The 24,034-nt window shown below is 61.5% G+C and carries 24 protein-coding genes; 10 read left to right on the top strand and 14 right to left on the bottom strand.

The genetic code is table 11. The features are described from left to right. The first annotated feature begins 4 nt into the window (after nt 1–4). The 7 genes from mltB (at nt 5) to OC605_RS04505 (ending at nt 6,661) form a co-directional block, all read left to right on the top strand. The gene (gene mltB / locus OC605_RS04535; RefSeq protein WP_110602899.1) at nt 5–1,015 is read left to right on the top strand and encodes a lytic murein transglycosylase B; all 1,011 of its coding nucleotides are present in this window, start codon (nt 5–7) and stop codon (nt 1,013–1,015) included. Next, nucleotides 1,015–2,025 carry a septal ring lytic transglycosylase RlpA family protein gene (locus OC605_RS04530; protein ID WP_016773027.1) on the top strand — a complete coding sequence of 337 codons (1,011 nt, stop codon included), beginning with the start codon at nt 1,015–1,017 and terminating at the stop codon, nt 2,023–2,025. The genes mltB and OC605_RS04530 overlap by 1 nt, the downstream gene beginning before the upstream one ends. 187 nt (nt 2,026–2,212) lie before the next feature. Next, complete coding sequence (locus tag OC605_RS04525) at nt 2,213–3,370, top strand: D-alanyl-D-alanine carboxypeptidase family protein (RefSeq protein ID WP_016773028.1); 1,158 nt, start codon at nt 2,213–2,215, stop codon at nt 3,368–3,370. An 80-nt stretch (nt 3,371–3,450) separates the two neighbouring features. Then, complete coding sequence (locus OC605_RS04520; RefSeq protein WP_016773029.1) at nt 3,451–3,726, top strand: DUF493 domain-containing protein; 276 nt, start codon at nt 3,451–3,453, stop codon at nt 3,724–3,726. Then, the gene (gene lipB / locus OC605_RS04515) at nt 3,726–4,373 is read left to right on the top strand and encodes a lipoyl(octanoyl) transferase LipB (RefSeq protein WP_130912129.1); all 648 of its coding nucleotides are present in this window, start codon (nt 3,726–3,728) and stop codon (nt 4,371–4,373) included. Before OC605_RS04520 ends, lipB begins: the two co-directional genes overlap by 1 nt. Nucleotides 4,374–4,398: 25 nt before the next feature. Then, nucleotides 4,399–5,397 carry a lipoyl synthase gene (gene lipA / locus OC605_RS04510; RefSeq protein WP_160768663.1) on the top strand — a complete coding sequence of 333 codons (999 nt, stop codon included), beginning with the start codon at nt 4,399–4,401 and terminating at the stop codon, nt 5,395–5,397. A gap of 313 nt (nt 5,398–5,710) precedes the next feature. Beyond that, nucleotides 5,711–6,661 carry an LD-carboxypeptidase gene (locus OC605_RS04505; protein WP_262136398.1) on the top strand — a complete coding sequence of 317 codons (951 nt, stop codon included), beginning with the start codon at nt 5,711–5,713 and terminating at the stop codon, nt 6,659–6,661. Between the two features lie 117 nt (nt 6,662–6,778). Here OC605_RS04505 and OC605_RS04500 read toward each other — a convergent pair whose 3' ends face one another. From OC605_RS04500 to leuS, 5 genes are all read right to left on the bottom strand, one after another. After that, the gene (locus OC605_RS04500) at nt 6,779–8,101 is read right to left on the bottom strand and encodes a lytic murein transglycosylase (RefSeq protein WP_186568848.1); all 1,323 of its coding nucleotides are present in this window, start codon (nt 8,099–8,101) and stop codon (nt 6,779–6,781) included. A 61-nt stretch (nt 8,102–8,162) separates the two neighbouring features. Then, on the bottom strand, nt 8,163–8,327 hold the full coding sequence (gene arfA / locus OC605_RS04495) for an alternative ribosome rescue factor ArfA (protein ID WP_016773035.1): 165 nt from the start codon (nt 8,325–8,327) through the stop codon (nt 8,163–8,165). A 138-nt stretch (nt 8,328–8,465) separates the two neighbouring features. Then, a complete protein-coding gene (gene holA / locus OC605_RS04490; RefSeq protein ID WP_262136397.1) occupies nt 8,466–9,503 on the bottom strand; it encodes a DNA polymerase III subunit delta in 1,038 nt (345 codons plus the stop codon). 39 nt (nt 9,504–9,542) lie between these two features. Further along, nucleotides 9,543–10,148 (bottom strand): LPS assembly lipoprotein LptE, encoded by a 606-nt coding sequence (lptE, locus tag OC605_RS04485; RefSeq protein WP_186568850.1) that lies wholly within the window; start codon nt 10,146–10,148, stop codon nt 9,543–9,545. Nucleotides 10,149–10,236: 88 nt separating this feature from the next. Next, nucleotides 10,237–12,843, bottom strand: coding sequence for a leucine--tRNA ligase (gene leuS, locus OC605_RS04480; protein WP_262136396.1), 2,607 nt, complete (start codon nt 12,841–12,843; stop codon nt 10,237–10,239). A 255-nt stretch (nt 12,844–13,098) separates the two neighbouring features. Here leuS and OC605_RS04475 point away from each other — a divergent pair, with 255 nt between their 5' ends. Together OC605_RS04475 and OC605_RS04470 are read left to right on the top strand one after the other, a co-directional pair. Next, nucleotides 13,099–13,422, top strand: a complete 324-nt coding sequence (locus OC605_RS04475) for a hypothetical protein (RefSeq protein WP_262136395.1) — start codon at nt 13,099–13,101, stop codon at nt 13,420–13,422. Nucleotides 13,423–13,526: 104 nt separating this feature from the next. Continuing rightward, on the top strand, nt 13,527–14,288 hold the full coding sequence (locus OC605_RS04470) for a YdcF family protein (RefSeq protein WP_122610972.1): 762 nt from the start codon (nt 13,527–13,529) through the stop codon (nt 14,286–14,288). A gap of 116 nt (nt 14,289–14,404) precedes the next feature. On the opposite strand, the gene lnt is transcribed toward OC605_RS04470, so the two are convergent. The 5 genes from lnt to miaB form a co-directional block, all read right to left on the bottom strand. After that, complete coding sequence (gene lnt / locus OC605_RS04465; protein ID WP_122750928.1) at nt 14,405–15,928, bottom strand: apolipoprotein N-acyltransferase; 1,524 nt, start codon at nt 15,926–15,928, stop codon at nt 14,405–14,407. An 8-nt stretch (nt 15,929–15,936) separates the two neighbouring features. Continuing rightward, on the bottom strand, nt 15,937–16,782 hold the full coding sequence (locus OC605_RS04460) for an HlyC/CorC family transporter (protein WP_262136394.1): 846 nt from the start codon (nt 16,780–16,782) through the stop codon (nt 15,937–15,939). Nucleotides 16,783–16,787: 5 nt separating this feature from the next. Next, nucleotides 16,788–17,282, bottom strand: coding sequence for an rRNA maturation RNase YbeY (gene ybeY / locus OC605_RS04455; RefSeq protein ID WP_262136393.1), 495 nt, complete (start codon nt 17,280–17,282; stop codon nt 16,788–16,790). Then, nucleotides 17,275–18,267 carry a PhoH family protein gene (locus tag OC605_RS04450; protein WP_262136392.1) on the bottom strand — a complete coding sequence of 331 codons (993 nt, stop codon included), beginning with the start codon at nt 18,265–18,267 and terminating at the stop codon, nt 17,275–17,277. Before OC605_RS04450 ends, ybeY begins: the two co-directional genes overlap by 8 nt. A 214-nt stretch (nt 18,268–18,481) precedes the next feature. After that, nucleotides 18,482–19,810, bottom strand: coding sequence for a tRNA (N6-isopentenyl adenosine(37)-C2)-methylthiotransferase MiaB (miaB, locus tag OC605_RS04445; protein WP_206421518.1), 1,329 nt, complete (start codon nt 19,808–19,810; stop codon nt 18,482–18,484). 132 nt (nt 19,811–19,942) lie between these two features. Between miaB and OC605_RS04440 the strand changes: the two genes are divergently transcribed. After that, the gene (locus tag OC605_RS04440; protein WP_016773045.1) at nt 19,943–20,272 is read left to right on the top strand and encodes a DUF1820 family protein; all 330 of its coding nucleotides are present in this window, start codon (nt 19,943–19,945) and stop codon (nt 20,270–20,272) included. 175 nt (nt 20,273–20,447) lie between these two features. Here the strand turns inward: OC605_RS04440 and OC605_RS04435 are convergent, their stop codons facing one another. The 4 genes from OC605_RS04435 to OC605_RS04420 all read right to left on the bottom strand — a co-directional run bounded on the left by OC605_RS04435 (nt 20,448) and on the right by OC605_RS04420 (nt 23,965). Continuing rightward, complete coding sequence (locus OC605_RS04435) at nt 20,448–21,002, bottom strand: tetratricopeptide repeat protein (RefSeq protein ID WP_016773046.1); 555 nt, start codon at nt 21,000–21,002, stop codon at nt 20,448–20,450. A 224-nt stretch (nt 21,003–21,226) separates the two neighbouring features. After that, nucleotides 21,227–22,510, bottom strand: coding sequence for a glutamate-1-semialdehyde 2,1-aminomutase (gene hemL / locus OC605_RS04430; RefSeq protein ID WP_262136391.1), 1,284 nt, complete (start codon nt 22,508–22,510; stop codon nt 21,227–21,229). Between the two features lie 15 nt (nt 22,511–22,525). Continuing rightward, nucleotides 22,526–23,149: a thiamine phosphate synthase gene (gene thiE / locus OC605_RS04425; protein WP_024014437.1), complete on the bottom strand. Its 624-nt coding sequence runs from the start codon at nt 23,147–23,149 to the stop codon at nt 22,526–22,528. An 18-nt stretch (nt 23,150–23,167) separates the two neighbouring features. After that, nucleotides 23,168–23,965 carry a hydroxymethylpyrimidine/phosphomethylpyrimidine kinase gene (locus OC605_RS04420; RefSeq protein ID WP_262136390.1) on the bottom strand — a complete coding sequence of 266 codons (798 nt, stop codon included), beginning with the start codon at nt 23,963–23,965 and terminating at the stop codon, nt 23,168–23,170. Nucleotides 23,966–24,034 lie beyond the last annotated feature (69 nt).

Raw genomic sequence — 24,034 nt, 5'->3', positions numbered from 1 at the left:
TGCAATGCAAGTAATGCGTGGCTGGGCGACTCGATGCGCGCCGCTGGTTGGCCTGATGGGCCTGCTGGGGAGCGTGCAGGAAGCGCTGGCCGGCGACTATGAAGGCTCGCCGCAGGTGGCCGAATTCGTCGGCGAAATGACCCGCGACTACGGTTTCGCCGGTGAACAACTGATGGGTGTGTTCCGCGAGGCGCAACGCAAGCAGTCGATTCTCGACGCCATCTCCAAACCCGCCGAACGGGTCAAGCAGTGGAATGAATATCGCCCGATGTTCATCACTGACGCGCGCATCGCCCGGGGTGTCGACTTCTGGCGTCAGCACGAGGCGACCCTGGCCCGTGCCGAGCAGGAATACGGCGTGCCGGCACAAGTGATCGTGTCGATCATCGGCGTGGAGACCTTTTTCGGACGTAATACCGGTAATTTCCGCGTGATCGATGCCTTATCGACCCTCGGCTTCGACTATCCTCCCCGTGCCGAATTTTTCCGCAAGGAACTGCGTGAGTTCCTCCTGCTGGCCCGTGAAGAGCAGGTCGACCCGCTGACCCTGAAAGGCTCGTACGCCGGGGCCATGGGCCTGCCGCAGTTCATGCCGAGCAGCTTTCGCGCCTACGCGGTGGACTTCGACGGTGATGGCCACATCAATATCTGGAACAACCCGGACGATGCGATTGGCAGCGTCGCCAGTTACTTCAAGCGTCATGGCTGGGTTGCCGGTGAGCCGGTGGTCAGCCGCGCCGATGTGCGCGGCGAGCAGGCCGATGAAGGCCTGACCACCGGTATCGAACCAGTGAAGACGGTCGCAGAGTTGCGGGCGCTGGGCTGGTCAAGTCATGATGCGCTGCGCGATGATATGCCGGTTACCGCATTTCGCCTCGAAGGCGACAACGGCCCTGAATACTGGATGGGCCTGCAGAATTTCTACGCGATCACGCGTTATAACCGCAGCGTGATGTACGCCATGGCCGTACATCAACTGTCTGAACAGCTGGTACAAGCACGGGGCGTCAAGTAATGCAGGCATTGCCTAACAATAAACCCCTGAAGCTGGTGGCTTTCGCTGCGTTGGCAGTCCTGGTCGCCAGTTGCACGACCAGCCGCACGCCGACGCAGAAAACCCCGTCCACTGCTGTCCGCGCCCAACCGGGCCTGGACATCAACCGCGCGCACAAAGACGGCGCGCCGTGGTGGGATGTCGATGTTTCGCGCATCCCGGATGCGACACCGACCCTGCACACCGGCCCGTACAAGGCCAACCCGTACACCGTGCTGGGCAAGACCTACTTTCCGTTGCAGGAATCCAAGACCTACGTGGCTTCGGGCACGGCGTCCTGGTACGGCACCAAGTTTCATGGCCAGAACACCGCCAACGGCGAAGTGTATGACCTGTACGGCATGAGTGCCGCGCACAAGACCTTGCCGCTGCCAAGTTACGTTCGGGTGACCAACCTGGACAACAACAAGACGGTGATCCTGCGCGTCAACGACCGTGGGCCGTTCTATTCCGATCGAATCATTGACTTGTCCTACGCAGCGGCGAAGAAACTCGGCTATGCCGAAACCGGCACCGCGCGGGTCAAGGTCGAAGGCATCGATCCGCAGCAGTGGTGGGCGGCCAAGGGCCGTCCGGCGCCGCTGATGCTCAATGAGCCGCAAGTGGCGCAGAATAGCGCGCCAGTGATCACGGCGTCGGCCGGCACCGTCGAGCAATGGACACCGCCGCCGCAGCAACACGCCGCGGCCGTGGTGCCCGTGCAGATCGATGCAAAAAAAAACGCTTCTGCACCAGCGTCTGGCCAGTATCTGCAGGTGGGCGCGTTCGCCAACCCGGACGCTGCCGAGCTGCTGAGGTCGAAGCTCAGCGGGATGGTGAGCGCGCCGGTGTTCATCAGCTCGATCGTGCGCAATCAGCAGACCCTGCACCGGGTACGCCTGGGGCCGATCGGCTCGCCGGGTGAGATCGCCCAGGTGCAGAACAGTGTGCGGCTGGCCAATCTGGGTTCGCCCAGCGTGGTCACCGAGTAACACGTAGACCTTGATTGACGGTTCACTTGCGGTATTCGGGGGGTGAACCAGGTTGTTGGCTCGTCGAAGAACAAAAGCCCGGCAAGGGTGACTGGAGTGAGCAACTGAACACGCGATGGCCCGTTAGAAGGCTGTCTGAATAAGTTTTGCCTTCGGGCAAGTTTCCAATAGCGATTTCGAGAGACGGATGAACATCACCACCTTTGCCAAACGCCTGTGTCTGCTAGTCCCGCTGCTCCTCTCGCCAGCCGCCTTCGCGGCCGAGATGATGCCGTCGCCACCACAACTGGCCGCCAAGGCCTATGTTCTGATGGACGCCAGCAGCGGCAACGTGCTGGTCGAGAACAACGGCGACCAGCGTCTGCCACCGGCCAGCCTGACCAAGCTGATGACCGCGTACATCGCGACCCTGGAAATCCGTCGCGGTCAGATCGGTGAAAACGATCCGGTGACCGTCAGCGAAAACGCCTGGCGCACCGGCGGTTCGCGGATGTTCATCAAGGTCGGTTCGCAGGTCACTGTCAGCGACCTGCTGCACGGCATCATCATCCAGTCCGGTAACGACGCCAGCGTCGCCCTGGCCGAGCACATCGCCGGCAGCGAAGACGCCTTCGCCGACCTGATGAACAAGACCGTCACCGAACTGGGCATGACCAATACCCACTTCATGAACCCGACCGGTCTGCCAAACCCTGAACACTACTCGTCGGCGCACGACATGGCGATTCTGGCCCGTGCGATCATTCACGAAGACCCGGCTCACTATGCGATCTACTCGCAGAAAGAGTTCTTCTGGAACGGCATCAAACAGCCTAACCGCAACCTGCTGCTGTGGCGCGACAAGACCGTTGACGGTCTGAAAACCGGCCACACCGATGAGGCCGGCTACTGCATGGTGTCTTCGGCTGTACGTGATGGCCAGCGCCTGATCGCCGTGGTGTTCGGCACCAACAGCGAAGTGGCCCGCGCGGCTGAAACCCAGAAGCTGCTGACCTACGGTTTCCGCTTCTTCGAAACCCAGACCTTCTACCAGAAGGGCACCGAACTGGCGCAGGCGCCGGTATGGAAAGGCACCACCAGCCAGGTCAAGGCCGGCCTGGCGCAAGACCTGACCATGACCCTGCCGAAAGGCCAGCTGAAAAAGCTCGCTGCCAGCATGACCATGAACCCGCAACTGGTCGCACCAATCGCCAAGGGCGACGTGATCGGTAAAGTCGAAGTCAAACTGGAAGACAAGGTAGTGCACAGCGCCGACCTGATCGCTCTGGATGGCGTCGAGGAGGGTGGTATCTTCCGCCGCATGTGGGATAGCATCCGTCTATTCTTCTACGGCTTGTTCAACTGATTTTGTGTTGACCTGCATGGCCCCGCCCCGATCCGGTGCGGGGCCATGTGCGTTACCACGGCTTAAGAGGCCGTTACGCCATGACCGATACCGAAGTACAGGCGCCAAAAATCGAATTTCCCCAGACTGATTACCCGATCAAGGTGATCAGCGATACGGGCGTCGGCCGCAAAGACCAGATCATCGAGATCGTCAAGAAACACGCGACCATCAATGACGAGCGCATCGACGAGCGTCAGAGCAGCACCGGCAAGTACACCACCATCCAGTTGCACATCGTCGCCACCGATCAGGATCAGCTGTACAACATCAACAGCGAACTGCGGGCGACCGGCTTCGTGCACATGGTGTTGTGATGCACGGCACGCTGGGCTTTCGCGAGCTGGGCCAGATGGCTTACGAGCCGGTCTGGCATGCCATGCAACGTTTCACCAATGAGCGCGGCACTGCTGCCGACGACGAAATCTGGCTTGTCGAACACCCGCCGGTGTTCACTCAGGGCCAGGCCGGCAAGGCAGAACACCTGTTGCTGCCGGGAGATATTCCGGTGGTGCAGGTCGATCGTGGCGGCCAAGTGACTTATCATGGCCCCGGGCAACTGGTGGCCTATCTGTTACTGGATGTGCGCAAGCTGGGTTTCGGCGTGCGCGATCTGGTCAGCCGCATGGAAGCCTGCCTGATCGAACTGCTGGCCAGCTACGGCGTTACCGCCGCCGCCAAGCCAGATGCTCCCGGCGTGTATGTCGATGGAGCGAAAATCGCTTCTCTGGGTTTGCGCATTCGCCACGGTTGTTCCTTTCATGGCCTGGCCCTGAACGTGGATATGAACCTGGAACCGTTTCGACGGATTAATCCCTGCGGCTACGCCGGGCTGGCCATGACCCAGCTGAGCGATCACGCAGGATCGATTGAATTTGCCGAGGTAAGTGCCCGGCTGCGCGCGCAGCTCGTCAAACACCTCGACTATGCTGAGCAGACGACCCTCACGGGCGGAATCGACTGATATGACTACTGATGCAGTGCAAACCATGATCCCGACGCTCGACGTGACCGAGCGCCCGGCCCCGCGTCCCAAGGTTGAAGCCGGCGTCAAGCTGCGCGGCGCCGAGAAGGTTGCACGCATCCCGGTCAAGATCATCCCGACCACCGAACTGCCGAAGAAACCCGACTGGATCCGCGTGCGCATCCCGGTTTCGCCGGAAGTCGACCGCATCAAGAGCCTGCTGCGCAAGCACAAGCTGCACAGTGTCTGCGAAGAAGCGTCCTGCCCGAACCTCGGCGAATGCTTCTCCGGCGGCACCGCAACCTTCATGATCATGGGCGACATCTGCACCCGTCGCTGCCCGTTCTGCGACGTTGGCCACGGTCGTCCGAAGCCACTGGACGTCAACGAGCCGGAAAGCCTGGCGATCGCCATCGCCGACCTCAAGCTCAAATACGTGGTGATCACCTCGGTGGACCGTGACGACCTGCGTGACGGCGGTGCCCAGCACTTTGCCGACTGCATCCGCGAAATCCGCAAACTGTCGCCAAACGTGCAGCTTGAGACCCTGGTACCGGACTACCGTGGCCGCATGGACATCGCCCTGGAAATCACCGCCGCCGAGCCGCCGGATGTGTTCAACCACAACCTGGAAACCGTGCCGCGCCTGTACAAGGCTGCGCGTCCGGGCTCGGACTACCAGTGGTCGCTGACCCTGCTGCAACGCTTCAAGCAGATGATGCCGCACATTCCGACCAAGTCCGGCCTGATGCTGGGTCTGGGCGAGACCGACGAGGAAGTCATCGAAGTCATGAAGCGCATGCGCGAACACGACATCGACATGCTGACCCTCGGTCAATACCTGCAACCTTCGCGCAGCCACTTGCCGGTGCAGCGTTTCGTGCACCCGGACACCTTCGCCTGGTTCGCCGAAGAAGGTTACAAGATGGGCTTCAAGAACGTTGCGTCTGGCCCGCTGGTACGTTCCTCGTACCACGCCGACGAGCAGGCGAAGCTGGTCAAGGCCGAGCTGTTGGGTTCCTGATTCACTGCTGATGTAAAAATGCCCGCCGAGGACTGTCCCTCGGCGGGCATTTTTTTGACTGAGGGAAGCCATCGCGTATGGCTTTGCATCAGTGCTGGATTCGCCCCTCACCCCGGCCCTCTCCCGAAGGAGAGGGAGCCGATTTCCTGGCTTCTCAAGATTTCACTCAACCCGATCGCTCATATGAACGCATTGGTCGCGATCATCTCGATCAGTTCCCTCTCCCTCCGGGAGAGGGTTAGGGTGAGGGGGCTTTTGTTTGTCTCTTCAGCTGACTACTGTGTGTGCATGACTTTACCGCTGGAGCCCAAGGATGACCGTTCGACCGAGCCACACCCTGATTGCCCACCGAGCCGTACCGGCGCTGCCCTCCGAAGGGACGATCGGCGTCATCGCGCCTGCCGGCCCCGGCGCCCTCGACACTGGAAAAGCGCTGCAATGGATGCGCGCGCGCGGCTATGGGCTGAAGGTGTTTCCGGGTGTCTATGAGAAGGACGGCTATCTGGCTGGCAGTGACGACGTACGCCTGCGCGATCTGCACGCGGCATTCGCTGATCCTGAAGTCGACGCGATCATTTGCCTGCGCGGCGGCTACGGCACGCCGCGTCTGCTCGACCGAATCGATTACGACCTGCTCAGCCGGCATGCCAAACCCTTTGTCGGCTATAGCGACATCACCGCGCTGCACCTGGCCATCAGTCGTTACGCCGGGTTTGTGACCTTTCACGGGCCGCTGCTCAATGCCGACCTGCTCGGCGACAAGGAGCCGCCGACCGTCACGTCATTCTTCGCCATGCTGCGCGGGCAAATGAAGTCAGGGAGTGTGCTGAGCCATCCGGCGGCTTATCCGTTATCCACCGTCGAACCGGGCATCGCTCACGGGCGTTTGCTCGGCGGCAATCTGGCGATGATTGCTGCAACCCTCGGCACGCCCTACGAGATTGATGTCGAAGGCGCAGTTCTGTTCATCGAGGACATCAACGAGCCGCTGTATCGCATTGATCGCCTGCTGACCCAGATGCGTCTGGCCGGCAAGCTGGCCCGACTGCGCGGTGTGCTGGTCGGTGATATCGCCGGGGTGGAGGTCGACGCGCTGAATCGCCTGCTCAAGCAAACCTTTGAGCCGTTGCGGATTCCGGTGTTGACGGGTTGGCGCAGTGGCCATTGCGACCCGAACCTGACACTGCCGTTGGGCGCGCTGGTGCGCCTGGATGCGGGGAAGCAGGAATTGGTGCTGGAGCAGGATGTGGTGATCAAAGTCTAGAAATTGGTCGCCTGACATTCAGTCATCGCGGGCAAGCCCGCTCCCACAGGTTATGAGTCGGATACACAATCGTGTTTCAACCAGAACCCTGTGGGAGCGGGCTTGCCCGCGATGCTTTTATTGGGCGCGCAGGCTCTCAAGCAACTTGTGCGTCGGATACCCATCCGCCGGCCAGCCCAGCGCCTGCTGGGCACTGCGAATGGCCTTGCGCGTATTGGCGCCGATAATCCCGTCCGCCGTGCCGGCGTCGTAATTACGCGCGCTCAATAACGTCTGCAGTTCGATGCGCTCGGTGCGGCTCAGCGGCAGATCATCTTTCGGCCAGTCGCCATTGATCAGGCCCGCGCCTTCAAAGCGCTCGGACAACAGGCTCACCGCCAGCGCATACGACGACGAATTGTTGTACTTGAGAATCGCCCGGAAGTTGTCGAGGATCAGGAACGCCGGGCCGCGATAACCGGCCGGCAGCAGCAGGGCGGCGGACAGTTGTTCCGAACCGGCTGGAACCTGCGCGCCATTGGGCAGGCTCACGCCCAGTTGCCGCCATTCAGCGACGCTTTTACGGATCGCGCCATCGGCCAGGGTGTAGTTGAAGCCGCTCGGCAATTGCACTTCGAAACCCCACGGCTGGCCACGCTGCCAGCCCGAGCTTTGCAGGTAATGCGCGGTCGAGGCCAGCGCATCGGCCGGGCTGCCCCAGATGTCGCGGCGGCCGTCGCCGTCAAAGTCCACGGCGTGAGTGTTGTACGTGGTCGGAATGAACTGGGTCTGGCCCATCGCGCCGGCCCAGGAACCGAGCATCTTCTCCGGGGTGATATCGCCCTGTTGCAGAATCTGCAGGGCGGCGATCAGTTGCGCGTGAGCAAAGCCCGGACGACGCCCCTCGTAGGCGAGAGTGGCCAACGAGTTGATCACCGACTTGCTGCCCTGAAACTGGCCGAAATTGCTTTCCATGCCCCACACCGACACCAGCGCCTGGCGATCAACGCCATAACGCTGCTCGATGCTTTGCAGAATGTCGGTGTACTGATTGATCAACGCCTGGCCCTTGCGGACGCGCAATGGCGACAGCGCACCATCGAGGTATTCCCACACCGGGCGGGAAAACTCCGGCTGACTGCGATCGGCACGGATCACGCTGGCGTCGAAGCTGACATTGGCAAATGCCTGGTCGAACAGCTCTGGACGAATCCCGGCGGCGAGGGCGTCCTTGCGGAAGCCCGCCTGCCATTCGGCAAAGGTCTGGGTCGGTTGAATATCGAGCGGATCGGTGGACGGCACTACCGGCGGAATGATCGCTGGGGCCGTGGTGACCGGGGCAGCTTGAAGCGGTTGTGCATCGGCGGCGGTGGGTTTTTCCGCGCAGGCGACAAGCAGGATGAAGCTGGAGGCAGCGATCAATTGGCGCACGGGCCAACGACGGGAAAGACTTGGGGGCATGCACAGTTCCAGGGGAAACGAATCAGGTGCAGACCTTAACATGAGCGGGGGGTGGTGCGCTTCAGGCAGCCAGAAAGTAAAAAGCCTCCCGGTTATCAGACCGGAAGGCTTCGCGACGGTAGCTGCCTTTGCCCTTGGCTGGTCGTTCCTGGCGGCTGCGGAACAAGGGCTGGGCGACGATGGATTTGGCCTTGTTGGGGCCATGCTTTGCTGGCTTTTTGCTCATGAGGGTTCTCTCGGTGTGGTGGTTTTGCGTCGGGAATAATCTGCCGATGTGGCGCATCTGTCCAGTAGCTCATGCGTAGGAATATTCTGGCGCTTTCGCGAGCAGGCTCGCTCCCACATTGGTACGCGGCCGACTGCCTTATTCGGCAGGCAAAGACAATCGCTGGCCAGCCATCAACAACGCCAGACGACTCAAGCTCATCCACGGCGAACCCGCCGCCTGGCCCTTGATCTGCGCATCGATACGCTGTGCTTCGAGCAGCAATTGCGCCCAGCGTTGCGCCGAGTAGCGTTGCAAAGCCTTGCTCATCAGCGGCTTGCGCTTGTCCCAGACCGGCGGTTTCGACTGGCTGAAACACTTGTCCAGTGGCGTGCCCTGGCTGTATTGCAGGGAAATGTTGGCCAACAGGCGCAACTCCCGCGCCAGTGCCCAGAGGATCACCGGCGGTTCGACGCCTTCGCCGCGCAGGCCCTCAAGCATGCGCAAGGCGTGGGCCGGTTCGCCGTTGAGCACCGCGTCGGTCAGGCCGAACACGTCAAACCGGGCACTGTCGGCCACGGCGGCCTGCACGGTTTCGACGGTGATCTGCCCACCTTCGGCCATCAGTTTGAGCTTTTCGATTTCCTGGGCGGCGGCGAGCAGGTTGCCTTCGACACGCGCGGCAATCAATTCGACCGCGTCCTGACTCGCCGACAGGCCTGCCTGTGACAAGCGCTGACGAATCCAGCTGGGCAGCTGATTGGCATCCACCGGCCAGATCTGCACAAACTGGACCTGCTGACCTTCGACCAGCGCCTTGCCCCACTTGGTTTTCTGCGCGCTGCCATCGAGCTTCGGCAAGCTGATCAGCAGGACAGTGTCTTCAGCGGGGCGCGAGCAGTATTCGATCAGCGCCGCAGCACCTTTGTCGCCAGGCTTGCCCGAGGGCAGGCGCAGTTCCAGCAGGCGTTTTTCGGCGAACAGCGACATGCTTGCGCCGGCCTGCAACAACGTGCCCCAATCGAAATTGGCGTCGGCGGCGAATACCTGACGTTCGTCGAAACCTTGCTGGCGAGCAGCACTGCGGATGGCGTCGGCGGCTTCCTGACACAGCAAGGGGTCATCGCCGCTGATAACGTAGACCGGCGCGAGTGCGCCTTGCAGGTGTTTGCCGAGTTGTGCGGGAGCGAGCTTCATAAAGAAGGGCGAGCGGGGCGCCTGAGCGCCCCGACCGTCTTACTGCTGCGGGATTTCGAGCGGCGACTGACGCGGAGTTTCCGCCTCAGCCTTCTGCGCCGCTTCCAGCGCATCGGCTTCAGCCTTGGCGCGGTCGTTGGCGGTTTGCTGCAGTTGCTGCAACTGGCCCGGGGTCAGCTGTGACAGGCGCAGCATCATGCGTTGCACCAGCTCGCGACGGATTTCATGACGAGCGTCGTTGGCTTCCTGATCGGAGCCGACGAGGTTGTTGCCGTCGTGAATGAACACCTTCTGCACTTCGAGCTTGTCGCTAAGCAGGGACAGGTCTTTGTCGCCGCGGAGCTCATAGCTCAGCACAGTGTTGACCTGATACTCGCCTGTGCGCCCGGCACCGGCATAGCTGAGAATGCGCTGGCTTTCCTGTTCGTCAGCCAGATACAGCTTGTACGGCGCGCCTGTGTAGACCTTGACGCCGCTGGACTCCAGCGTCTGACGCAGCTGTCTTACGGTTTCGCCATAAGCGTTACGCGCGCTCAGGTCGATTTCCTTGATCGACAGTTCGTTGGTGCCGGTACCACGCAACTGGAAACCGCAGGCGCTCAGCAGAACGGCGAGGCCCATCACCAGCAGATTGCGTTTGATCATTGTGTTGCTCCCCTTGAAACCAGGTGAGCCGACTCTGCGGCCCGAAAGGTTTTACTGGCTGCCAGGCGAGCCTGGCAGCCGATCCAATTTAGCTGGCGACGATGTTGACCAGTTTGCCCGGCACCACGATCACTTTGCGAATGGTCAGGCCGTCGACGAAACGCAGCACGTTTTCGTTGATGCGCGCGGCGGCTTCGATCTCTTCGCGGGTGGCGCTGGCCGGCATTTCGATCTGCCCGCGCAGCTTGCCGTTGACCTGAATGACCAGGGTCAGGTTGTCCTGCACCAAGGCACTTTCGTCCACGGCCGGCCAGCCTGCATCGATCACCGCATCGGCGTGACCCAGCTGCTTCCACAGTTCGTGGCTGATGTGCGGGGTGATCGGTGCCAGCAGCAGGGTCACCGCTTCCAGACCTTCGTGCAGCAGCGCGCGGTCCTGTTCGGTGCCTTGGACGGCTTTTTCCAGCACGTTCATCAGCGTCATCACCTGAGCGATGGCGGTGTTGAATTTGTGGTTCTGGCCGACGTCATGACTGGCCTGCTTGATCGCCAGGTGAATCGCACGACGCACGGTTTTCTGCTCGTCGCTCAGCGCGGCGATATCCAGCTTGCCAGGCAAGCCCTGGGTGACGTGGGCTTGCGCCAGACGCCAGACGCGCTTGAGAAAACGGTGCGAACCTTCAACGCCGGAGTCGGACCATTCCGCGCTCATGTCAGGCGGCGAAGCGAACATCATGAACAGCCGGCAGGTGTCGGCACCGAACTGGTCGATCATGGACTGCGGGTCGACGCCATTGTTCTTCGACTTGGCCATCTTCTCGGTACCGCCGATTTCCACCGGCAGGCCGTCGGATTTCAGCTTGGCGCTGATCACCTTGGCTTTGCTGTCACGCTCAAGTTCCACGTCTGCCGGGTTGAACCAGGTGTAAGCACCGTTGGCTTCGCGACGATAGTAAGTCTCGGCGATCACCATGCCCTGGGTCAGCAGGTTCTTGAACGGCTCGTTGGAGCTGACCAGACCTTCGTCGCGCATCAACTTGTGGAAGAAGCGCGCGTAGAGCAGGTGCAGAATGGCGTGTTCGATACCACCGATGTACTGATCCACCGGCAGCCAGTGATCGGCTGCGGATTTTTCTACCAGGCCACCTTCAAAATGCGGCGAGGCGTAGCGGGCGTAGTACCACGACGACTCGACGAAGGTGTCCATGGTGTCGGTTTCACGTTTGGCCGGCGCGCCGCATTTCGGGCAGCTGCATTCGTAGAACTCGGGCATGCGCGCCAGCGGCGAACCGGCGCCGTCCGGCACCACGTCTTCCGGCAGAACGACAGGCAGTTGATCTTCCGGCACCGGCACGTCACCGCACGCCGCGCAGTGGATGATCGGGATCGGGCAGCCCCAGTAGCGCTGGCGGCTGATGCCCCAGTCGCGCAGGCGGAACTGGGTGCGCGAGGCGCCGAGTTGTTTCTTGATCAGCGCCACTTCCATGGCGTCGAACGCGCCGGCGAAGTCGAGGCCGTCGAACTCACCGGAGTTGATCAGCGTGCCGTGCTCGCCGTAAGCGTCTTGCCATGGCGCCGGGTTGCTGTCACCGGAGCTGGTGCGCACCACCGATTTCACCGGCAGGTTGTACTTGTGAGCGAATTCGAAATCGCGCTCGTCGTGCGCCGGAACCGCCATGACCGCACCGTCGCCGTAGTGCATCAGCACGTAGTTGGCGACCCACACCGGCAGCTTCTCGCCGGTCAGCGGGTGCTCGACGAACAGGCCGGTCGGCAGGCCTTTCTTTTCCTGGGTGGCAACATCGGCTTCAGCGACGCTGCCGCCCTTGCATTCAGCGATGAACGCTTGCAGCTCGGCATTGTTCTGCGCAGCCAGGGTGGCCAGCGGGTGCTCGGCAGCGACGGCGACATAGGTCGCGCCCATCAGGGTATCCGGACGGGTGGTGAAGACTTTCAGGGTACCGGCTTCGCCGATCGAATCGACGTTGTACGGGAACTGCACTTCCATGCCACGGGACTTGCCGATCCAGTTGCGCTGCATGGTCTTGACCTGTTCCGGCCAGCCAGTCAGTTCGTCGAGGCTTTCCAGCAGCTCGTCGGCGTAAGCGGTGATCTTGAAGTAGTACATCGGGATTTCGCGCTTTTCGATCAGCGCGCCGGAGCGCCAGCCACGGCCGTCGATGACTTGCTCGTTGGCCAGAACGGTCTGGTCGACCGGGTCCCAGTTCACGGTGCCGTTTTTACGGTAGATCACGCCTTTTTCGAACAGGCGGGTGAACAGCCATTGTTCCCAGCGGTAGTAGTCCGGCTTGCAGGTGGTCACTTCACGGGACCAGTCCACCGCGAGGCCAAGACTGCGCAACTGCGACTTCATATAAGCGATGTTTTCGTAGGTCCACTTGGCGGGAGCGACGTTGTTCTTCATCGCGGCGTTTTCCGCCGGCATGCCGAACGCATCCCAACCCATTGGCTGCAGGACATTCTTGCCCTGCATGCGCTGGTAGCGCGAGATCACGTCGCCAATGGTGTAGTTGCGCACGTGGCCCATGTGCAGCTTGCCGCTGGGGTAAGGGAACATCGACAGGCAGTAGTAGGTTTCCTTGCCTGGCTGTTCACTGACTTCAAAGGACTTTTGCTCATCCCAGAACGACTGGGCGGCGGCTTCGATCTCACGTGGCTGATATTGTTCGTGCATGGCTACTTTTGTACTGGATAGGGGTGGCCTAATCCTCTTCGACGGCGGCATACGGGATGGCCCGGGTGCGCTGGAAGTGGAATGACAGGAAGCGCCGTAGCATACATGACCGCGCTTGGCCGAGGGAAACCCTGATTACAGCTGTTTGCCCGAGCTTTTGGACGACGAGGGCCGTTGGTCGCGGCGTGTAGCCGGTTCGTGCAGCGAAGCTAAGCTCTAAATGGGGAGGGGGTCTTATCTTCAATGAGGTGAGGGATGGTGGAGCAACGGAAAAAGAACGTAACGAAACCCGAGTTGTATGAAAGGTTGATCGATCGTCTGGGCATGGCGCTGGACGCCGTGAAAACCGCTGACCGGCTGCGCGACGAGCGCCCCCTGGAACTGGAATTGCGTGGCTTGAGTCCCGCCGAGTTCAAACTGGTCAAGGCCTATCTGGATCGCAGTGAACGTGAAACGCAGGGATGCCTGTCTCAAGCAGTGAAGCAGCTCGATGCAGCACATTCGGCCAAGGTCATCTGGCTCAAGGACAAGGCGCCGCGCAGAGACACCGACAAGGTGCGTTCTGTGCAGGCCAAGTAAGCGCATGGCAGGTCATGAAACGGATCTTTTGCAACCGGATTCGGCCTACTGGTTGTAACGCGTAATCAACACTCTTAGGCTTCGGGCATCTTTGGAGATGCCCGATGCCCTTTCGCTATTTCATCAAACAACTTTTACTGCCGCCCGGCATTCTTTTGCTGCTGTTGCTGGCCGCCTGGTGGCTGCGCCGCTCGCGGCCGCGTCTGGCGGGTGTGTGTTTTGCCCTCGGCTTTGGCGGCCTGTGGCTGATGAGCCTGCCGGTGGTCGTGCAGTGGAGCGCCAAGGCGCTGGAACGAGAGCCGCCGCTGGCGCGGCAGGAATGGGCGACGCTGGCGCAACGCGCCGATGCGATTGTGGTGCTGGGCTCGGGGCGTGAGCGCGGTGATCTGGCCTGGGGCGAAGACCAGCCGACCGGCGTCGGCCTTGAGCGTCAGCGTTACGCCGCACGCTTGGCCAAGGCCTCGGGCCTGCCGATTCTGACCAGCGGCGGCCTGCATTACGGCACGCCCCCGACCGAGGCGAAGTTGATGGCGGATTCGTTGCGTGATGACTTCGACGTGAGCGTGCGCTGGCAGGAAGGCGAGAGCCGCACCACATGGGAGAACGCGAAGATGACGGCAGATATTCTCTTGCCGCAGGGGATCAAGCGGGTTGTCGTGGTGACGCAGGCGTGGCACATGCCGCGTGCGGTGTGGAGCTTTGAGCAGGCGGGTTTTGAGGTGGTGCCGGCACCGGTGGGTTTCCTCGGTACCGATAACGCCCGGCCATTTGGCGGCTGGCTGCCGGAGTTCAAGTCGATCTGGCAGAGCGGGCAATTGCTCAATGAGGCGGTGGGACAGGTAGGGTATTCGTTGTTTTACCGCTGAAGATCATTGTGCCGAGGGGATTTATCCCCGCTGGAGTGCGCAGCAGTCCCCTCTTCTGAAGCTAAGAGAGGGGCCGCTACGCGCCCCATCGGGGATAAATCCCCTCGCCACATTTCTCAGAGAGTCTTCGACATCCGGCTGGCCATCAGCGCCCAGCCAAACAGCAGCAGGCACAACGCGATCAACGGCCACGAGCGCCATTGCAGATACGGCGTCAGATCGTGCATCGGTACCACTTCGCCGTACAGCACGCCTTGTTCGAACTGCGGAATCTGTTCGGTGATCTGCCCGAACGGGTTGATCAGGCCGGTGACGCCGTTGTTGGTCGCGCGGATCATCCAGCGTCCGGCTTCCAGCGCGCGCATCTGCGCCATCTGTAAATGCTGCAGCGGGCCGATCGACGTGCCGAACCAGGTGTCGTTGCTGATCGTCAGCAGCAGGTCGCTGCGTGCCGACAGCCCGGCGGCGAATTCCGGATAGACCACCTCGTAGCAGATGAACGGTGCAATCTGGTAACCCTTGGCTTGCAAGAGCGCTTGATCCGACGGGCCGCGGGCGAAGTCCGACATCGGCAGGTCGAAGAACGCGATCAAGCCCCGCAGCACGTCCTGCAACGGCACGTACTCGCCGAACGGCACCAGTTTCTGCTTCAGGTAAGTGCCGTCGCCTTCGCCGACCACGGTGATGCCGTTGAAGAAGCGCCGTTCGTGATGCACGGTCTGGCGGATCGGCACACCGGTGATCAGCGCTGATTTACGCTCGGCGGCGAAGTTGCCCATCATCGTCAGGTAGCCCTCGGCGGACTCCTTCAACACCGGCACGGCGGTCTCCGGCCAGATCAGCAGATCGACCGGTTTGGAGCGGAAGCTCAGATCACGGTACAGCGCCAGTTGCGCGTTGAGCTCGGCCGGGTCCCATTTCATGCTCTGCGCGACGTTGCCCTGAATTGCGGCCACGGTCAGCGGTGCGCCGGACGGGCTGGTCCACGCGTGGCCTTTGAGGGCGATGCCTGCTACCCAAGGCCCTGCCAGCAGTACCACACCGGCCGCGATGAAACCCTTGCGTCGCGCCTGCAACAAGCGCGACGCGTTGTAGATCAGCGCTGCGGTAAGTGCCAGGACAAACGACACCAGCCACATGCCGCCCACCGGGGCGAGCCCGGCCAGCGGGCCGTCGAGCTGGCTGTAACCGGAATAAAGCCATGGGAAACCGGTAAGGAACCAGCCGCGAAAGGCTTCCTGGCCGACCCATAACGCCGCAAAGGCCAAGGCATCCGCCAGCGGTGCTTCGTTACGCCGCAACCAGCGCGCCCACAGCCACGCGGGCAGGGCGAAGAACCAGGCAATCGCCGCGGTGAACAGTAGCATCAGGAACCCGGCGAGCAACACCGAAGCGCCACCAAAGTGGTGGATGCTGTAATAGATCCAACTGGTGCCGGCACCGAACAGGCCGAAGCCGAAGCACCAGCCACGGCCGAGCGCCTGACGCGGGCTCAGCTCACGCAAACCGGCATAGAACAGACCAACCGCCAGCAATGCCAGCGGCCAGATGTCGAACGGGGCGAGAGCGAAGGTGGTGATTGCACCGGCCGCCACGGCCAGCAGGTTACCGGGCCAGCCGGGGCGGGTTGTCCAGCGCATTTCAGTCCTTAGAAGTAACGAGCGATAGGCGTCAGTCGCAGCAAATGAATCCGACGGCTGTCGGCGTTCAGGATGCGGAAACGATAAGCGCCGATTTCAGTGGTTTCGTTGCGTTTTGGCAAGTGCCCGAACGCGCTCATCACCAGGCCGCCGACGGTGTCGAACTCGTCGTCGGAGAACTCGCTGTCGAAGAACTCATTGAAGTTCTCGATTGGCGTCAGCGCCTTGATCAGGAAATCACCGCTGGGCAGCGGCTTGATGTAGCTGTCTTCTTCGACGTCGTGCTCGTCCTCGATGTCGCCGACGATCTGCTCGAGCACGTCTTCGATGGTCACCAGACCGGCCACGCCGCCGTATTCGTCGATGACGATGGCCATGTGGTTGTGGTTGGCGCGGAATTCACGCAGCAGCACGTTCAGGCGCTTGGACTCCGGCACGAAGGTGGCCGGGCGCAGCAGGTCCTTGATGTTGAAGCTGTCACCGTTCTCCTTGAGGATCAGCGGCAGCAGGTCCTTGGCCAGCAGCACGCCCATCACGTCGTCATGGCTTTCGCCGATGACCGGGTAGCGCGAGTGGGCCGAGTCGACCACGGCAGGGAGGAATTCACGGGGTGTCTGGGTCGCCTTGATGCTGATCATCTGCGAGCGCGGCACCATGATGTCGCGAACTTGCAGGTCAGCCACCTGAATGGCGCCTTCGACGATGGCCAGCGCTTCGCTGTCCAGCAGTTTGTTCTGATGTGCATCACGCAGCAGCTCGAGGAGCTCCTGACGGTTCTTCGGCTCGTGGGCAAAAGCCTGGGTCAGTTTACCCAGCCATGACTTCTGCCCGTTGCTCGATCGATCTTCGCTCATAGCGATTACTCTGAATCCTTTGTTGTAACGATGGGGGAGTGTTCGGTTTCGTCGTCCGCGTACGGATCGGGATAGCCCAGTTCAGCAAGCAACTCGCGTTCCAGTGCTTCCATTTCTTCGGCTTCGTCGTCATCTATATGGTCGTAACCGAGCAGATGCAAGCAGCCGTGAATGACCAGATGTGCCCAGTGGGCCTTTAGTTCCTTGCCCTGCTCGGCGGCTTCGCGTTCGACCACGGCCACGCAGATCACCAGATCGCCGAGCAGCGGGATATCGAGAAACTCGTCAGGCACTTCCGCCGGGAACGACAACACATTGGTCGCGTAGTCCTTGTGGCGCCAGGTGCGATTGAGCTCGCGGCCTTCTTCCTCGTCGACCAGACGAATGGTCATTTCCGAATCAGCGCTGCGCTGGCGCAGGGCCAGTTCGCACCACTGACGGAACTCGGCTTCACTCGGCGCGCTGGCCTCGGTGGCGATTTGCAGATCCAGCTCAAGCATCGCGCGAGGCTTCCTTCGCAGCTTCGGCACGGGTCTCGAAGCGCTCGTAGGCCTCGACGATCCGCTGCACCAACGGGTGGCGCACGACGTCTTTGGGCTGGAAATGGGTGAAGCTGATGCCCGGCACGTCCTTCAGTACTTCGATCACATGGTGCAGCCCGGACTTGGTGCCGCGCGGCAGGTCGACCTGAGTGATGTCGCCGGTGATGACAGCGGTGGAGCCGAAGCCGATGCGCGTGAGGGACATCTTCATCTGCTCGACGGTGGTGTTCTGGCTCTCGTCGAGAATGATGAAGCTGTTGTTCAGCGTGCGACCGCGCATGTAGGCCAGCGGCGCGACCTCGATCACTTGTTTCTCGATGAGTTTGGCGACGTATTCGAAACCGAGCATTTCGTACAGCGCGTCATACAGCGGGCGCAGGTACGGGTCGATCTTCTGCGACAGGTCGCCGGGCAGGAAGCCGAGTTTTTCACCCGCTTCGACCGCCGGACGCACCAGCAGGATGCGGCGGATCTGCTCACGTTCCAGGGCATCAACCGCACAAGCTACCGCCAGATAGGTCTTGCCGGTACCGGCCGGGCCGATGCCGAAGTTGATGTCGTTGCCGAGGATTTCCTTCACGTAGCGCTGCTGATTCAAGCCGCGCGGGCGAATCATGCCTTTCTTGGTGCGCAGGGCGACGGTCGGTTCGGCGGGGGCCGGGTTGTCGATATCTGCTGATTCCTGAATGAACAGGTGCACCAGGTCTGGCGACAGCTCGGTACCCTTGGTTTCGCGGTACAGGCGGCGCAGCAGGTTTTCCGCGGACGTGGTGAGTTTTGGATCGCCAATCAACTCGAACTGGTTTCCGCGATTGCGGATCTCGATGGCCAGGCGCTGTTCGATCAAGCGCAAATGCTCGTCGAATTGCCCGCACAGATTGGCGAAGCGGCGAGCCTCAAAAGGCTCGAGGAGAAAACGATGTGGTTCGATGGGTGCGTTCAAGGTCGTATTTAGCCGCCCTGGGGCAATTAGGATGAAATCAAGGATAACGCCAGTGGCGTGGGTGCGAAAGCTCTTAAATATCTCAGCCGATCAGCGCCGCTGCGCTTTGCCTGTGGGAGCGAGCCTGCTCGCGAAGGCGGCGACACATTCAAAATTGATGTGTCTGACAGACCGCCTTCGCGAGCAGGCTCGCTCCCACAGGAGAAATGCGGCGTTATTGAATTAAAGAACCACGCAGCGAGTGCGGTTGTGCGGCGTCGATGTGCACGTCGGCGAACTGGCCGATCAAGGTTGGATTGTCGCAGCGGAAGTTGACGATACGGTTATTCTCGGTGCGGCCTTGGAGTTCGCCCGGGTCTTTCTTCGAATAATCAGTGACCAGAATGCGCTGGATCGAGCCGACCATTTGTCGGCTGATCTCGAAGCCCTGCTGATTCAGACGATGTTGCAGCGCGTTCAGGCGTTCTTTCTTCAATTCTTCCGGCGTGTCGTCGGCCAGATCGGCAGCGGGCGTGCCCGGGCGCTGGCTATAGACGAACGAGTAGGAGAAATCGAAGCCGACATCGGCAATCAGCTTCATGGTCTGCTCGAAGTCTTTCTCGGTCTCGCCCGGGAAGCCGACGATGAAGTCCGAACTGATGCAGATCCCCGGCACGGCAGCGCGCAATTTGCGCAGCTTGGATTTGTACTCCAGCGCCGTGTGGTTACGCTTCATCGCCGCGAGAATCCGGTCCGAGCCCGACTGCACTGGCAAGTGCAGGTGCTTGACCAGTTCCGGCACTTCGGCGTGGGCCTGAATCAGGCTGTCGGAGAACTCCAGCGGATGCGACGTCGTGTAGCGGATGCGGTCGATGCCATCGACAGCGGCGACCACGCGGATCAGTTCGGCCAGGTCGGCCAGGCGACCGTCGTGGGTCTGGCCGCGATAGCCGTTGACGTTCTGCCCGAGCAAGGTCACTTCACGCACGCCGTTCTCAGCGAGGTGAATGATTTCCGCGATCACGTCGTCGAACGGCCGGCTGACCTCTTCGCCACGGGTGTACGGCACCACGCAGAACGTGCAGTACTTGCTGCAACCTTCCATCACCGACACGTAGGCACTCGGGCCGTCGATACGCGGCTCCGGCAGGTGGTCGAATTTTTCGATTTCCGGAAACGACACGTCGACCTGCGGCAGCTTGCTGCTGCGCGCGGCGTCGATCATCTCCGGCAGACGGTGCAGGGTCTGCGGGCCGAACACTACGTCGACGTACGGAGCGCGATCGCGGATCGCCGCGCCTTCCTGACTGGCCACGCAACCGCCGACGGCGATGACCATGTCCGGGTTGGCAAGCTTCAGTTCGCGCCAGCGGCCGAGCTGCGAATACACGCGGTCTTGCGCACGTTCGCGGATCGAGCAGGTGTTGAGCAGAATCACGTCGGCGTCTTCCGCGCGAGCGGTGACTTCCAGGGCCTGATGTTCGCCCAGCAGATCGACCATGCGCGAGCTGTCGTACTCGTTCATCTGGCAACCGTGGGTTTCGATGTAAAGCTTCTTGGCCATGGATTCGGGTCGTCACGTGATTCAAAGAACCGCGCATTATAGGGAACAAGCCGTCAGGTTCCTACCGCTGTGCGTCCGGTGGCTATGCTATAGTTCGCGCCCTCATTTTTACCCCGATGTTATCCGCCCGCCATGACCAAACGCGAAGCTCCAATCTACAAGGTGATTTTCCTCAACCAGGGCCAGGTGTTCGAAATGTACGCCAAGCAGATCTATCAAAGTGATCTGTGGGGTTTCCTGGAAGTTGAAGAATTCGTCTTTGGCGAGCGCACGCAAATGGTCGTCGATCCGAGCGAAGAAAAGCTCAAGGCGCAGTTCGAAGGCGTGGTGCGCAGTTTTGTGCCGATGCATTCGATCGTGCGCATCGACGAAGTGGAACGTCTGGGCACGCCGAAAATCAGCGAGGCCCGGGGCGCGGTCGGCAATGTCATGCCGTTTCCGATGCCGATGCCTGAAAAGTAACAGCGGATTCTGGATTGGAATGAGTTTGTGGTGAGGGGATTTATCCCCGCTGGGCTGCGAAGCAGTCGCAATCCATCCAGCAATATGTGTCAGACAGAATCGGGTTGCAGGGTTTGGGGCTGCTTCGCAGCCCAACGGGGATGAATCCCCTCGCCACAGGTCATCTCCACAGCCTTTAGGGCAGTGGGGAGAATGGCGTGCGCCCGTCGGCGTTCTGCAGTTCCATCAGGTACTTGCGGAAAATCTGCCCGAGCACCTGAGTGGCGGTTTCGAGATCTTCGCGGGACATTTTTTCCGAGACTTCGTCAGCCGTGTCCAATGCCTCTTCAGCACCGTTGACCGCTGCCATCTTCAGCACGATGTAGGCCTGGATATTGTTGGCCTGCACGCCTTCACCGTGGAAGAACATGCTGCCGAGCTTGAATTGCGCCTGGGCGTGGCCTTGCAGCGAGGCCTTTTCGAAATAGCTCAGGGCTTGATTGAGGTCGCGCGGCGCGTTCTTGCCGTCGTAGTAGAACTCACCCAACTCGTATTGCGCTTGCGCGTCCCCTTCGTCCGCCGCTTTCTGGCAGGCGGCCAATGCCTGCGTGACGTCTTGCGGCTGAGTATTGAGGGTGCAACGACCCATCGCCGGGATCAACAACGAGTTGCCGCCTGCTTGTGCATGCGCGAGCAGGGGCTGAAGGAGCAACAGGCAGCCCAATGCAAGGGTGCGGCCGGTGCGGTTCATGGGAATCGACTTACCTCTGAAGGGCACGCGGACCCGTCGAGGGATCCAATAAGCGCGCATTATGAAATAAGCAGGGCCAACCTTACAAAGTCTTTACTCGTTTTTCTGCTGCGTGGGGAATATATCGCCCGATTCAGGCAGGATTTTCGCAGACGCGTCGGAAAAACCGAGCGGATGTAGGCGAAAGCTGACGCTGGCCATAGCCAACGTCAGCGGTACGGCGATTATTTCAATGCGGCGAAGGCACGCTCGGCGGCGTCCAGCGTCAGTTGCAACTCGGCTTCGCCATGGGCGATCGAGGTGAAACCGGCTTCGAAAGCGCTCGGCGCCAGGTACACGCCACCTTCCAGCATCAGGTGGAAGAAGCGACCGAACATTGCTGCGTCGCTGGCCATCACGTCGTCGAAGGTGACGATGTCGTCGGCGCCGCTGAAGTACAGACCGAACATGCCGCCGGCCTGAGTGGTCACGAACGGGATGCCCGCAGCATCGGCACGCTGTTGCAGACCGTCGAGCATGCGCGCGGTGTAGTCGGTCAGTTCGGCGTGGAAGCCCGGGCGGCTGATCAGGCGCAAGGTCGTCAGGCCGGCAGCCATCGCCAGTGGATTACCCGACAACGTACCGGCCTGATACACCGGGCCCAGCGGGGCGATGCGCTGCATGATCTCGCGTTTGCCGCCGAAGCAGCCCACCGGCATGCCGCCGCCGATGATCTTGCCGAACGTGGTCAGGTCCGGCGTCACACCGTAGTGCGCCTGGGCACCGCCGAGGGCGACGCGGAAACCGGTCATCACTTCGTCGAAAATCAACACCACGCCGTGCTTGTCGCACAGCGAACGCAGGCCTTCGAGGAAGCCCGGCGCTGGCGGCACGCAGTTCATGTTGCCGGCGACCGGTTCGACGATGATGCACGCCACGTCCTCGCCCACTTCGGCGAGCATCGCTTCAACCGCGTCGATGTCGTTGAACGGCAGGGTCAGGGTGTGTTTGGCGAACGCTGCCGGCACGCCGGCCGAGCTCGGTACGCCCTGGGTCAGAGCGCCGGAACCGGCCTTGACCAGCAGACTGTCGGAGTGGCCGTGGTAGCAGCCTTCGAATTTGATGATGCTGTCGCGACCGGTGAAACCGCGGGCCAGACGAATCGCGCTCATGGTTGCTTCCGTGCCGGAGCTGACCATGCGCACCATGTCCATCGACGGCACGAGCGAGCAGACCAGATCGGCCATCTCGGTCTCCATCGACGTCGGCGCGCCGTAGGACAGGCCGTGTTGCAGCTGATTGCGCACCGCGTCGAGCACGTCCGGATGGCTGTGGCCGAGGATCATCGGACCCCACGAGCCAACGTAATCAACGTAACGCTTGTCGTCTTCGTCGGTGACGTAAGCGCCCTCGGCGTGTTTGAAGAACAGCGGTGTGCCGCCGACGCTCTTGAACGCGCGCACCGGCGAGTTGACGCCGCCGGGGATGTGTTTCTGAGCGTTGGCAAACAGGGTTTCGGAACGAGACATGATCGGGCTCTCAAATCAGATTTTCAGAAGTTCGTTGAAGGCGCGGGCGCGGCGGGTCACTTCGGCGCTGCTCTCGGCGCCGAACAAACCGTGGATCACGGCGAGCAGATCGACACCGTGCTCGACCAGTGGCGCGGCGTTATCGAGGGTGATGCCGCCAATCGCGCAGACCGGCAAGTGCAGCGTGCGTTTGGCTTCGTCGAGCAAGTCGAGGCTGCAACTCGGCGCACCGGGTTTGGTGGTGGAATTGAAGAAGCGGCCGAAGGCGACATAACTCGCACCTTCTTTGGCAGCCTGTTCGGCCAGAGCGATTTGCCCGTGGCAGGTCGAACCGATGATCGCTTTCGAACCGAGCAGGGCGCGGGTCGGCGACAGCGGGCCGTCCGTCTGGCCGAGGTGCACGCCGACGTTGAGGCGTGCGGCCAGCTCGGCGTCATCGTTGATGATCAGCTGCGTCTTGTAGCGCTCGCACAGGTTGCGCAACGCCTCGGCCTCGCGCAGACGGCGGGCCTCGTCGCTGCTCTTGTCGCGGTATTGCAGCAGGGTGACGCCGCCGTCGAGCGCCGCCTCCACGTAAGACAGAAACTTGCCGGCGAGCAACTGGCTGTCGGTAATGGCATACAGGCCACGGAGTTTCATCGGGCAGACCTCACGACGTTACGAGCAGAAATCCAGCGGCAGGCGACGCGGCACGAACTGGCCTTTGCCCAGTTGTTCGGCATCGCGCAAAGTGCGCCAGGTGTAATCCAGCGCACTGCGCACGGCACTGGCCAGGTGTTCGCCCTGAGCGAGTCGCCCGGCCAAAGCGCTGGCCAGCGTGCAACCGGAGCCGTGATAGCTGCCCGGCAGGCGTTGGCAGATAAAGGTTTCGCGCAGGCCGTCGCGGCTGTACACGCGGTTGTGGATTTCAGTTTCGTCGCCATGGCCGCCGGTAATCAGCAGGTTTTTGACGAATGGCAGGAGTTTTTCCGCGCACTCGTCGGCCGTGCCTTCGGGCAGTTCGGCGAGGATGCGCGCTTCAGGAAGATTGGGCGTGGCAATGATCGACAGCGGCAGCAGACGTTCGCGCATCGCGTAGCCGACCTCGTCCTTGCCCAGGCGTCCGCCGCCGCCGGCACGCAGCACCGGGTCGCAGACCACTGGCAGGTGCGGGTGCGCCGAGAGCAGTTCGACCACGGTGTCGACCATCTCCAGCGAACCGAGCATGCCCAGTTTCACTGCGGCGACTTCGGAGTCGTTGAGCACGGCGGCGGCCTGGGCCAGTACCCACTCACGGTCGAGGACGCGGAAGTCAGTGACGTTGACGGTGTCTTGCACGGTCAGGGCGGTGACGGCCGGAGCCGCATGGCAACCCTGCGCGAGCAGGGCTTCGATATCTGCCTGCAAGCCGGCGCCACCACTGGGGTCGTGGCCGGAGAGACAGAGGACAACGGGGCGGGAGCTGTAGATATTCATGGTGCGCGAGCTTACCACCAAAGCTGATTTTGGGGTGTGGGTGGCAGAGCAAGATAAATGCAGGAGCTG

This window comes from Pseudomonas sp. Marseille-Q5117 (genome assembly GCF_946901175.1).
Taxonomy (GTDB): domain Bacteria; phylum Pseudomonadota; class Gammaproteobacteria; order Pseudomonadales; family Pseudomonadaceae; genus Aquipseudomonas; species Aquipseudomonas iranensis.
Note: the sequence above shows the minus strand (reverse complement) of the source record. Positions and strands in the feature narration are given on the sequence as shown.

What these genes read in the sequence shown, in the direction of transcription:
- mltB (WP_110602899.1), top strand. Translation starts at nt 5, where the DNA reads ATGCAAGTAATGCGTGGCTGGGCGACTCGATGCGCGCCGCTGGTTGGC.
- OC605_RS04530 (WP_016773027.1), top strand. Translation starts at nt 1,015, where the DNA reads ATGCAGGCATTGCCTAACAATAAACCCCTGAAGCTGGTGGCTTTCGCT.
- OC605_RS04525 (WP_016773028.1), top strand. Translation starts at nt 2,213, where the DNA reads ATGAACATCACCACCTTTGCCAAACGCCTGTGTCTGCTAGTCCCGCTG.
- OC605_RS04520 (WP_016773029.1), top strand. Translation starts at nt 3,451, where the DNA reads ATGACCGATACCGAAGTACAGGCGCCAAAAATCGAATTTCCCCAGACT.
- lipB (WP_130912129.1), top strand. Translation starts at nt 3,726, where the DNA reads ATGCACGGCACGCTGGGCTTTCGCGAGCTGGGCCAGATGGCTTACGAG.
- lipA (WP_160768663.1), top strand. Translation starts at nt 4,399, where the DNA reads ATGATCCCGACGCTCGACGTGACCGAGCGCCCGGCCCCGCGTCCCAAG.
- OC605_RS04505 (WP_262136398.1), top strand. Translation starts at nt 5,711, where the DNA reads ATGACCGTTCGACCGAGCCACACCCTGATTGCCCACCGAGCCGTACCG.
- OC605_RS04500 (WP_186568848.1), bottom strand. Translation starts at nt 8,101, where the DNA reads ATGCCCCCAAGTCTTTCCCGTCGTTGGCCCGTGCGCCAATTGATCGCT.
- arfA (WP_016773035.1), bottom strand. Translation starts at nt 8,327, where the DNA reads ATGAGCAAAAAGCCAGCAAAGCATGGCCCCAACAAGGCCAAATCCATC.
- holA (WP_262136397.1), bottom strand. Translation starts at nt 9,503, where the DNA reads ATGAAGCTCGCTCCCGCACAACTCGGCAAACACCTGCAAGGCGCACTC.
- lptE (WP_186568850.1), bottom strand. Translation starts at nt 10,148, where the DNA reads ATGATCAAACGCAATCTGCTGGTGATGGGCCTCGCCGTTCTGCTGAGC.
- leuS (WP_262136396.1), bottom strand. Translation starts at nt 12,843, where the DNA reads ATGCACGAACAATATCAGCCACGTGAGATCGAAGCCGCCGCCCAGTCG.
- OC605_RS04475 (WP_262136395.1), top strand. Translation starts at nt 13,099, where the DNA reads ATGGTGGAGCAACGGAAAAAGAACGTAACGAAACCCGAGTTGTATGAA.
- OC605_RS04470 (WP_122610972.1), top strand. Translation starts at nt 13,527, where the DNA reads ATGCCCTTTCGCTATTTCATCAAACAACTTTTACTGCCGCCCGGCATT.
- lnt (WP_122750928.1), bottom strand. Translation starts at nt 15,928, where the DNA reads ATGCGCTGGACAACCCGCCCCGGCTGGCCCGGTAACCTGCTGGCCGTG.
- OC605_RS04460 (WP_262136394.1), bottom strand. Translation starts at nt 16,782, where the DNA reads ATGAGCGAAGATCGATCGAGCAACGGGCAGAAGTCATGGCTGGGTAAA.
- ybeY (WP_262136393.1), bottom strand. Translation starts at nt 17,282, where the DNA reads ATGCTTGAGCTGGATCTGCAAATCGCCACCGAGGCCAGCGCGCCGAGT.
- miaB (WP_206421518.1), bottom strand. Translation starts at nt 19,810, where the DNA reads ATGGCCAAGAAGCTTTACATCGAAACCCACGGTTGCCAGATGAACGAG.
- OC605_RS04440 (WP_016773045.1), top strand. Translation starts at nt 19,943, where the DNA reads ATGACCAAACGCGAAGCTCCAATCTACAAGGTGATTTTCCTCAACCAG.
- OC605_RS04435 (WP_016773046.1), bottom strand. Translation starts at nt 21,002, where the DNA reads ATGAACCGCACCGGCCGCACCCTTGCATTGGGCTGCCTGTTGCTCCTT.
- hemL (WP_262136391.1), bottom strand. Translation starts at nt 22,510, where the DNA reads ATGTCTCGTTCCGAAACCCTGTTTGCCAACGCTCAGAAACACATCCCC.
- thiE (WP_024014437.1), bottom strand. Translation starts at nt 23,149, where the DNA reads ATGAAACTCCGTGGCCTGTATGCCATTACCGACAGCCAGTTGCTCGCC.
- OC605_RS04420 (WP_262136390.1), bottom strand. Translation starts at nt 23,965, where the DNA reads ATGAATATCTACAGCTCCCGCCCCGTTGTCCTCTGTCTCTCCGGCCAC.